6 protein-coding genes are annotated in these 9,434 nt (G+C 73.7%); 3 read left to right on the top strand and 3 right to left on the bottom strand.

Translation table 11 applies throughout. From position 1 onward, the window contains the following. Window positions 1–68: 68 nt before the first annotated feature. Both pdxT and ACFPFQ_RS14030 read right to left on the bottom strand, forming a co-directional pair. Window positions 69–665, bottom strand: coding sequence for a pyridoxal 5'-phosphate synthase glutaminase subunit PdxT (pdxT, locus tag ACFPFQ_RS14035; RefSeq protein WP_379618671.1), 597 nt, complete (start codon window positions 663–665; stop codon window positions 69–71). A 26-nt stretch (window positions 666–691) separates the two neighbouring features. Further along, window positions 692–2,122 (bottom strand): NAD-dependent malic enzyme, encoded by a 1,431-nt coding sequence (locus ACFPFQ_RS14030; protein ID WP_379618669.1) that lies wholly within the window; start codon window positions 2,120–2,122, stop codon window positions 692–694. Between the two features lie 242 nt (window positions 2,123–2,364). On the opposite strand from ACFPFQ_RS14030, the gene ACFPFQ_RS14025 reads away from it, so the two are divergent. Further along, complete coding sequence (locus ACFPFQ_RS14025; RefSeq protein ID WP_379618667.1) at window positions 2,365–2,988, top strand: hypothetical protein; 624 nt, start codon at window positions 2,365–2,367, stop codon at window positions 2,986–2,988. A 142-nt stretch (window positions 2,989–3,130) separates the two neighbouring features. Here the strand turns inward: ACFPFQ_RS14025 and ACFPFQ_RS14020 are convergent, their stop codons facing one another. Then, on the bottom strand, window positions 3,131–7,222 hold the full coding sequence (locus ACFPFQ_RS14020) for a trypsin-like peptidase domain-containing protein (RefSeq protein WP_379618665.1): 4,092 nt from the start codon (window positions 7,220–7,222) through the stop codon (window positions 3,131–3,133). A gap of 172 nt (window positions 7,223–7,394) precedes the next feature. Here ACFPFQ_RS14020 and ACFPFQ_RS14015 point away from each other — a divergent pair, with 172 nt between their 5' ends. Together ACFPFQ_RS14015 and ACFPFQ_RS14010 are read left to right on the top strand one after the other, a co-directional pair. Beyond that, a complete protein-coding gene (locus ACFPFQ_RS14015) occupies window positions 7,395–8,090 on the top strand; it encodes an RNA polymerase sigma factor (RefSeq protein ID WP_379618663.1) in 696 nt (231 codons plus the stop codon). A gap of 108 nt (window positions 8,091–8,198) precedes the next feature. After that, window positions 8,199–9,347: a N(5)-(carboxyethyl)ornithine synthase gene (locus ACFPFQ_RS14010; RefSeq protein ID WP_379618661.1), complete on the top strand. Its 1,149-nt coding sequence runs from the start codon at window positions 8,199–8,201 to the stop codon at window positions 9,345–9,347. The last annotated feature ends 87 nt before the right edge of the window (window positions 9,348–9,434 follow it).

The raw sequence follows: 9,434 nt of genomic DNA, 5'->3' as shown, positions 1-9,434 counted from the left end.
TGATCAACGACCACCTGCAGCTACCAAAGCTGCCACGCCGTCACACCACCGGGTTCGACAACACCCTCTCAGGCGGCTGCGGCGGGGCTGCGCACCATGTCGCAGAACAGCGCGTGGACGCGGCCGTCGCCGGTGAGCTCCGGGTGGAACGAGGTGGCCAGCACCGGGCCCTGCCGCACCGCGACGGGGTGGCCGGCGGCGCGCGCGAGCACCTCGACCTGCGGGCCGGTCTCCTCCACCCAGGGGGCGCGGATGAACACCGCGCGCACCGGCTCGCCGGTGATCCCGGTGATCGCCAGGTCGGTCTCGAACGAGTCGACCTGGCGGCCGAACGCGTTGCGGCGCACCACCACGTCGAGCCCGCCGAGCTGGCGCTGGTCGGGACGGCCGTCGAGCACCTGGCGGGCCAGCAGGATCATGCCCGCGCACGAGCCGTAGGCGGGCATGCCGCCCGCGATGCGCTCGCGCACCGGTTCCAGCAGCTCGAACGTCTCCAGCAGCCGGCTCATCGTGGTGGACTCCCCGCCGGGCAGCACCAGGCCGTCGACGGTGTCGAGCTCCGAGACCCGGCGCACCGCCACTCCGCGGGCACCACACGCCGACAGCGCGGCGAGGTGCTCGCGGACGTCACCCTGCAGGGCCAGCACACCGATCACGGGAACCACCTGACCAGCGTAGACGGCGACGCGGGTCACACCGCTGTGGCGGCACCCACGGTGGCGGCTCCCACGGCGGCGGCGGCCTTGGAACGCGCCGCCGCCGAGCGCACGGCCTCGGCCACCGCCGGGGCGACGGCGTTGTCGAAGACGCTCGGCACGATGAACGACGCGTTCGGCTCCGGCACCACGTCGGCGATGGCGGCCGCCGCGGCGAGCAGCATCTCGTCGGTGATGTCGCGGGCCTGCGCGTCGAGCAGCCCGCGGAACACACCCGGGAACGCCAGCACGTTGTTGATCTGGTTCGGGTAGTCGGAGCGCCCGGTGGCCACGACGGCGGCGTGCTGGGCCGCGACGGCCGGGTCGACCTCGGGGTCCGGGTTGGCCAGCGCGAACACGATGGAGTCCGACGCCATGGTGGCCAGCTCGTCGGCTCCGAACAGGTTGGGCGCCGAGACGCCGATGAACACGTCGGCCCCGACGAGAGCGTCGGCGAGCGTGCCCGCGACGCCGTCGGTGTTGGTGTGGTCGGCGATCCACGTGAGGTTCGCGTCGAGCCCCGGACGGGCCTTGTGCACGATCCCGTCGATGTCGACGGCCAGCACGTCGCCCGGTTTGCCCGAGCGCAGCAGCCGGATGATCGCCGACCCGGCCGCGCCCACCCCGCACACGACGATGCGACAGTCCGACATGTCCTTGCCGACGACCCGCAGCGCGTTGCGCAGCGCCCCGAGCACGACGACGGCCGTACCGTGCTGGTCGTCGTGGAACACCGGGATGTCGAGCATCTCGCGCAGCCGCGCCTCGATCTCGAAGCAGCGCGGTGCCGCGATGTCCTCGAGGTTGATGCCGCCGTAGCCCGGCGCCAGGATCTGGACCGTGCGGATGATCTCCTCGGTGTCCTGCGTGTCGAGGCAGACCGGCCACGCGTCGACGTTGGCGAACCGCTTGAACAACGCGGCCTTGCCCTCCATCACCGGCATCGCCGCGGCGGCGCCGAGGTTGCCCAGACCGAGCACGGCCGACCCGTCGGTGACGACGGCCACGGTGTTGCGCTTGATCGTCAGCCGCCGGGCGTCCTCGGGGTTGGCCGCGATGGCCTGGCAGACGCGGGCGACGCCCGGCGTGTAGGCGCGCGAGAGGTCGTCGCGGTTGCGGAGGCTGACCTTCGACGTGACCTCGATCTTGCCGCCCAGGTGCAGCAGGAACGTGCGGTCGGAGACCTTGCGGACCGTCACCCCTGGCAAGGACTCGAGCGCCGCGGTGATCTCGCTGGCGTGCGCCTCGTTGAGGGCGTTGCAGCTGATGTCGACGACGAGCGTGGCCGTGTGGGCCTCGACGACGTCGAACGCCGTGACGACACCGCCGACACGACCGACGGCCATCGTGAGCTCACCGGCGGCGCTGGCGGAGGCGGGAACCTCGACCCGCGCGGTGATGGCATATCCGGGACCGGGTACTGGCACGAACGAACCCTACCGGCGCCGCGGCACCGATCCGCGTCACGTCCATTTTGTTCGCGGGCCGCTGGTGCCACGTCCCCGCCGCCACATGGTTCCGTGCGGCCGGTCCGGGACGCGCCCACCGCACCGGCCGCGGGCCCCCGGTGTGACCCTGGGTGTGACATGGTCCGCACCCCCCAACCCCCGACGCCGTCCAGGACTCGTCCCCGGTGTTCATCACCACCACCGCAACCCCGGAGGCCCCGATGTCTCGATCCGCTCCCCTCCGCACGGCGCTGATCGTCGCGGGCGCCCTGCTCACGGCCGTGCTCGCCGGGTGCGCCACGGGGGTCACGGGCATCGCCGGCCCTACCACCGCTGCCACCCCGACCGCCACCCCGATCGCGGTACCGGGCAGCGGCTCGCCCGGCCTGCCCGCCACCGTGGACCCGGTGGCCGCGCACTGGACCCGGCTCACCGACCCGGACAGCGGCGTGACGATGCAGCTCCCCGACACCGCGAAGCGCTACACCGTCTCGAGCGGGACCCAGTACCGCGGCGCCACCACGACGGGCGGCAACGTGGTCACCACGATCACGCCGATACCGGCAGGCTCGCAGGGCTCGGCCGCCGCCGCCGTGCAGGCGGTGCTCGCGCAGACCGGGGGCACGCTGGTGAACCTGGAGAACGTCCGGGTCGACGGCCACGACGGTCAGGATGCGCGCATCACCACGCCCGCGACGTCGCCGGTCGGCACCGGGATCCTGTGGGTCCGCGCGGTCGCCACGTCGCGGTACGTCGTCAACATCCTCGCCTTCGAGAAGGGCGCCGACGAGGCGCTCGCCACCCGCACCAAGGCACAGGCGTTCGGCGGGCTGCAGGTCCCGTGACCCGCACGCACGCCGACCGCACCCGCGGGGCGACCGCCGCAGGATGGGCCGATGGCTGAGCAACCGGTGCTGCGCCAGGCAGCACGGGCCCCGGTACTCGACGAGTTCGACCGGGCGCTGCTCGTGCCGTTCGACGTCTCCGTCAGCTACAGGGTGGGTCGGTGCTCGTGCCCGCGGGCAGGATCGCCAGCTCGCCCGCGGTGAACGGCCGGTCGGCCGCGGCGCAGAGCCGGTCGCGCCAGCCGCTCGCGGTCAGGGGAACCGCGTACGGCTGCACCCCGGCGTAGCCCTGCACCAGTCCCATCGCGCCCTGCGCGTCGGTGCCGGCGACGGTGGCGTTGGGCAGCATCGTGCCGCTCGCCGCACCCGCGGTCATGTCCAGGAACGTGATCCGGGCGTCCAGCAGCGAGGACGCCGTGGCGAGGTAGCCCTCGGGGTCGAAGCCGAGCAGCTCCTGCGCCTTCGGCGCGGGGACCGGCGGGCGGGCGCGGGTGAAGGTGGCGAGATCCCACAGCTCGACCGCCGGGTTGTCCCGGCCCACCAGCACCGCGACCCGGCCACCGGTGCTGTCGAAGGCGACCCCCTTGGAGGCCGCCGCCGCCACCGGGATCACGCCCAGCGACCTGCCCGCCGGGATGTCCCAGAGCTGCAGGCCGCCCTTCATGGTCTGCGTGAGCGCCTGTCCCGGCTTTCCCGGCCGCGCCCACACGACGGCGGACCGCCGCTGCGATGCCCGCTCGGCCGGGGTGTCGCCCAGCATGATGGGGCTGCCCAGTGCCACGCCGGTGACCTGGTCGAAGGCGCTGAGCATGCCATCGGTGAAGACGATCAGCGGAGCGGGCGCGCCGCCGACGTCGGGTGGGACGTCCACGTCGGCATCATGATCACCGGGGTCGGCGGCGGTGGGGAGCGCGACGCTGGACTCGCGCTCCAGCCCGGGGAGGCCGTACCGGTCGAGCCGCCACGTGCCGGCCTGCCGGTCGATCACCCACAGCGCGTCCGCGATCAGCCACGATGCGTCGCTCGTGCGCGGGATCGACCGGGCCGCGACCTGTGCCCCGGTGGCCGGGTCCTCCACCGCGAACCCGTCGACGGTGGACCGCACGACGGCGCCTCCGCCGTGGGCGAGGTAGCGGATCGGGGTGGTCCCGCTCCCCTTCGCGACGGACGGCGGGGCGGGCACCGCGCGCAGCCGCAGCACGCCGCGACCGTGTGCCAGCAGCGGTACGGCACGCCCGTCCGGCGCGGTGGCGACCCCGAGCGCGGCGAGCACCGAGAACCCTGGTGCGTAGTCCGCCGGCAGCAGCGGCGGTCCGGCGACCTGTGTGACCGCGCCGGTGCCGAGATCCGTCAGGCGTAGCAGCGACTGGTCGGCCCCGACCTGGCCGGTGATCCTCTCGACGAGCGTGTCGGCGCCCCCGCTGAGCTCGGGCCGGCACGAGGTGGCCGCCAGGGAGCGGATCCGCCGCGGCGGGGCGGCCGGCGGGTTCCCGGTCGCCGTGACCACGATCGTCGGGCGGGAGTCGGGGTCGTTCGCGTCACCGGGTTCGCAGGTCAGCACCGCGGCCCCGGTGCGGCCGATCGCCGCGCCCGGTGGCAGCGCCGCGACCTCGGTGCCGTCGTCGAGGGACCGGATCGCGAGCCTGCTGTCGGGCCGGTCGGCAGCGCCGGTACGCACCAGCACCTGCCGCGGGTCCAGGGTGAGCGCGACGCCGACGGCGGTGGCGGGCAGCACTCCCAGCCGGTGCGGCACCGATGCTCCGGTGGCCGTGTCCACGATCCTGACGTCGTACCCGTCGGGCGCGTGGCGCTCGAACCAGACGAGGCGGCCGCCGTCGCTGCTGAACCGTGGCGCGCCGACGGCGGCGGGCGACGTCGCCAGCACGCGGGGCGGTCCGCCTGCGGCGGTGTCGTGGATGCGCACGTCGCCGGTGGCCGTGACGTCGGCGAGCAGGTGCCCGTCGGGGCTCAGCGCCGTCCGGTAGGGAGCGACGCCGGCGAGCTCGGCTCGGCGCGGCGCCGGGCCGGTGACCCCGACGTACAGGGTGACCCCGTCGGGCCGCGTGACCAGCAGCACGTCACCCGCCACCAGCATGTCGACGTTCGGGTTGCTCGTGACCTCGGGGAACACGGCATCCACCGACTGCATCGTCAGTGCCGCGTGCGCCATCGCGGTGCGGGCCTGCCCGCTGCGCGGATCGGACCTCCACGCGGCGAGGGCGAGCTGCGCCCCGACCACGGCGTCGGCCGGCGAGCGGGCGATCGACTCCCGGCCCAGGGTGTCGGCGTTGGCCGCGGCGAGCTGCGTGGCCAGCGCGGTGCTGCGCTGCACCGCCACGACCGCGAGCGTGCCCGCCGCGAGGACGAGCACCGCCAGCACGGCCGTGACGATCCGCCACCGGCGCACGTCGCGGCGTTGGCGCTGGGTGCTGCGGCGCAGGTACTCCCGGTCGGCAGGGGCGACATCGCCGGCGCGATCCGGCAGCCACTCCCCCGCCGCCGCCAGCAGGGTGCCGCGCAGCAGCGCCCCGTCGTCGCGGCCTGCGGCGTCCCAGCGTTCGCGCTGCGCGTCGAGCTGTTCGCGCCAGGCCAGGAAGTCGCGATCGGCCGTGAGCCAATCCTGCAGCCGGGGCCAGTGCTCGATCAGCGCCTGGTGGGCGAGCTCGACGGTGTCCCCGTCCCCGCCGCTGCCCACGACGAGCAGCCGCCCCTCGGCGAGGCGCGGGACCAGGGCCTGCTGCTCGGCCGCCAGGTCGACGAGCCGGATCCGGCGACGGACGAACCGGCCGTCGCGATCCGGGCGCGCCAGCAGGGTGAACATCCTGCGCAGGGCGTCATCGGTGCTCGCGGGGAACGTGGCCGACCCGGCGGCCACCGGGTCGAGGGTCGCACCGGCGATCGCCGTGGTGACGCGCTCGGCGTGCTGGGCGACCGCACCCGCGACGCCGCCGGCGTCGAGGTAGCCGCGCAGCGTCAGGTGACCGCCCTCGCGGCGGTCCCACAGGTCGGTGAGCAGCGACTCGACCAGCGGCAGCTGCCCGGGTTCGGCACCGGCGTCGTCGAGGATCCGGTCGACGAGCCCCTCCTCGAACGCCAGCCCCGGTGCCCGGTCGGCAGGCCCGACGATCGCCTCGCGGAGCCGGCTGCGGTCCAGCGACGCCACGAACACCGTGCCGGCCTCGATGACCGCGGCCAGCTCGGGTGTGAGCAGCTGGTCGAGCGCGGCCCAGCGCACCGTCAACACGGCCCGCACCGTCGGATCGGCAGCGGTGAGCGCCACGACGCGCTCCAGCAGGCCGCGGGCGGCGAGCGGCTCGACGGCGGCGAGCTCCTCGAACTGGTCGAGGACGAGCACCCGCTCCACGGTGGCGTCGCCCGGTTCCGGCAGCTCGACGTCGGCACCGGGGGTGAGCTCGACGACCGCGATGTCGCGCGCCCGCAGCCGCGGGATCAGCCCGGCCCGGACCAGCGACGACTTCCCGGCGCCCGAGGACCCCGCCACGGCGACCACCGGCAGCCGCCCGACCGCGTCGACGAGTCGTGCGGTGTCGGGTTCGCGGCCGAAGAACATCGCCGCGTGCTCCTCGCCGAACGGGGCGAGGCCGCGATAGGGGTTGGGCAGCAGCTCCGGATCGAGGCCGAGCACGGCCTCGATCGGCACCAGGTAGGCGGTCGTGGTGGCGCCGCGGTCGGCCGCGACGGTCATCCCCACCACCGCGCCGCTCTCGTCGTCCCAGACGGGCGCGCCGCTGAACCCGCCCTCGATGGTCTGGTCCCCGGGGTTGCCCTGCAGCTGGTACCAGCCGGTGCCCTGCTTACCGCGGATGGCGCCGGTGGTCCAGACCCCGTCCCAGGCGTCCTCGGGGAAGCCGAAGACGTGGAAGGAGTGGCCCCAGAGCCGCTCGATGCGCCGCAGCGGCGGCATCCGCACCTGCGCCGGTGCCGGGTCGGTGAGGCGCAGCAGGGCGATGTCGCCCGTGCCGTCGTCGCGGATCGGGACCCACCGCTCCACCGTCGCGCGCACGGACGGCGCGCCTGCCAGCGGGAAGTCCAGCCGAACCGGAGCCGTCGGGGCCTGCTCGGCGTAGGCGTCGCCGCCGAGCGCGTCGGCCACGACGTGGGCGCAGGTGGCCACCAGATCGGGCCCGACGAGGAACCCGCCGCCGATGACCTCACCGTCCACGGTCCACACCCGCGCGACGGCTCCTGCCGCGATCACCCCCGAGATCACCACCGGCGCAGCGTAACCAGCACTTCCGGGACGCCCGCCGCAGAGGATGCGCCCGACCTGCGTACTTCCCCGGACGACACCGCGGGTGCTCCGATGCGATAACAGGATCACGCCGGGCGCGCAGGTTGTCGGTGCCGACCCGCATAATCACTGGCGAGCACCCGGGGGGGACCACATGACCGATGCACTCGGCATCGACGTCGGCGAGGATTCCGGCGAGAGCTTCGGCCCGGACCTCGGCCCAGATTTCGGCGCAGATTTCGGCGGCATCGGCGCGCTGCTGCGCGGCTTCGCCGACAACGGCGACGGCACGATCGTCGGCCTCGTGCCGCGCGGGCGGGCCGGGGTCCGGCGGGTCTCGCGCACGCAGGCAGCGGAGTTCGACCAGCGGCTCGCGCAGGCCTACCGCGAGCGGTTGCCGTCGCTGATCCGCCACGCCGCGCGCAAGGTCGGCGACCACGGCCGCGCCGAGGACGTCGTGCAGCGCGCGTTCGAGAAGATCCTGCGGCGCTACCAGGAGAACCGCCCCGAGATCAGCAACATCGACGCGTACGTCTTCACCACGGTGTGCAACGAGATCAACCGCGAGCTGCGCGACGTCATCCCGGCGCGGCGCAACAGCTCCGACCCCGCCGACCTGGAGGCGGGCATCGGGTTCCGGTCGGATCTGTCGGGTCAGGTCGTCGACGCGATGGCGGTCCGCGCGGCGCTGGCCGAGCTGGCCCCGCGCGAGCGGGAGGCCGTCATCATGCGGTTGCAGTGGCAGCTGAGCGTGGCCGAGGCCGCCGAGGTGATGCACCTGTCCGACGGCGCGGTCAAGCGCTACACCGCCGACGGCGTGCGCCGCCTGCGGGAGCGGCTCACCGCGTAGGAATGCGCGCGGGCAGGGGCATAGGGTGGCGGGGTCGTGCCTCCCCTGGACCCCGGCGGCGTCATCACAACCGGACGGAGCACGAGTGGCCATTTCGCAGGTACCCGCATGAGCCGGCTGAGCCTCGCCATCATGGCCCGGTCGCGCAAGGAGAACGAGCGCCGCCTTCCGCTGCACCCCCGCCACCTCGGTCGGATCCCTGACGACCTCAGGGAGAACATCTTCCTCGAGCACGGCTACGGCGACGGGTTCGGCGTGTCCGAGGATCAGCTCAAGGGCACGGTCGGCGGGTTCCGCACCCGCGAGCAGCTCCTCGCGGAGTGCGACGTCATCCTCCAGCCCAAGCCGCTGCTGAGCGACATCGCCGAGCTGCGCGCCGGGCAGGTCGGCTGGGGCTGGCCCCACTGCGTGCAGGACGAGGCGCTCACGCAGGTGGCCATCGACCAGGAGCTCACGCTCATCGCCTTCGAGGCGATGAACCACTGGAACAGCGACGACTCCTTCAACCTGCACGTCTTCCACAAGAACAACGAGATCGCCGGCTACTGCTCGGTGCTCCACGCCCTGCAGCTCGCGGGATCCACCGGCGACTACGGGCGCAGGCTGCGCGCCGTGATCATCGGCTTCGGCGCGACGGCGCGTGGTGCGGTCACCGCGCTCAACGCGCTCGGCGTGAGCGACGTCGACGTCCTCACCAACCGCCACACCGCGGCGGTGGCCTCACCGATCCATTCCGCGCGGATCCTCCACTTCGACGGCGACGACACCTCCACCCAGGCCAGCCACGCCGTCACGCCGGACGGCAAGGTGCCCCTCGCCGGGTTCCTCACCGAGCACGACATCATCGTCAACTGCGTGCTCCAGAACACCGACGCCCCGCTCACGTTCATGACCGAGGACGACCTCGCCGGTGCGGCACCGGGCACGCTGGTCATCGACGTCTCCTGCGACGAGGGGATGGGCTTCAGCTGGGCCCGCCCCACCACCTTCACCGAACCCACCTTCGCGGTCGGCGACAACGTGATCTACTACGCCGTCGACCACAGCCCGTCGCACCTGTGGAACTCCGCCACCTGGGACATCAGCGAGGCGTTGCTGCCCTTCCTCCGCACCGTCATGGGAGGTCCGGCCGCGTGGGACGCCGACACCACCATCCGGCGGGCCATCGAGATCCGCGACGGGGTCATCCAGAATCCCGCCATCCTGTCCTTCCAGGGCCGTTCGGCACAGCACCCCCACCGCCTGCTCACCACCTGACCGGCACCGGCCTCCCGACGGGGTTGTGACCATCCCGTGACGGGTGTGAGATGGCACACACGAGTGCCGTCGAACGCAGTGCCGCGG

This window comes from Pseudonocardia sp. GCM10023141, assembly GCF_042653605.1.
The sequence above is the reverse complement of the archived record's forward strand: the minus strand, read 5'-3'. Positions and strand labels throughout refer to the sequence as shown.

Excerpts from the sequence above, each read along its gene's own strand:
- ACFPFQ_RS14025 (WP_379618667.1), top strand. The coding sequence starts at position 2,365 with ATGTCTCGATCCGCTCCCCTCCGCACGGCGCTGATCGTCGCGGGCGCC.
- ACFPFQ_RS14015 (WP_379618663.1), top strand. The coding sequence starts at position 7,395 with ATGACCGATGCACTCGGCATCGACGTCGGCGAGGATTCCGGCGAGAGC.
- ACFPFQ_RS14010 (WP_379618661.1), top strand. The coding sequence starts at position 8,199 with ATGAGCCGGCTGAGCCTCGCCATCATGGCCCGGTCGCGCAAGGAGAAC.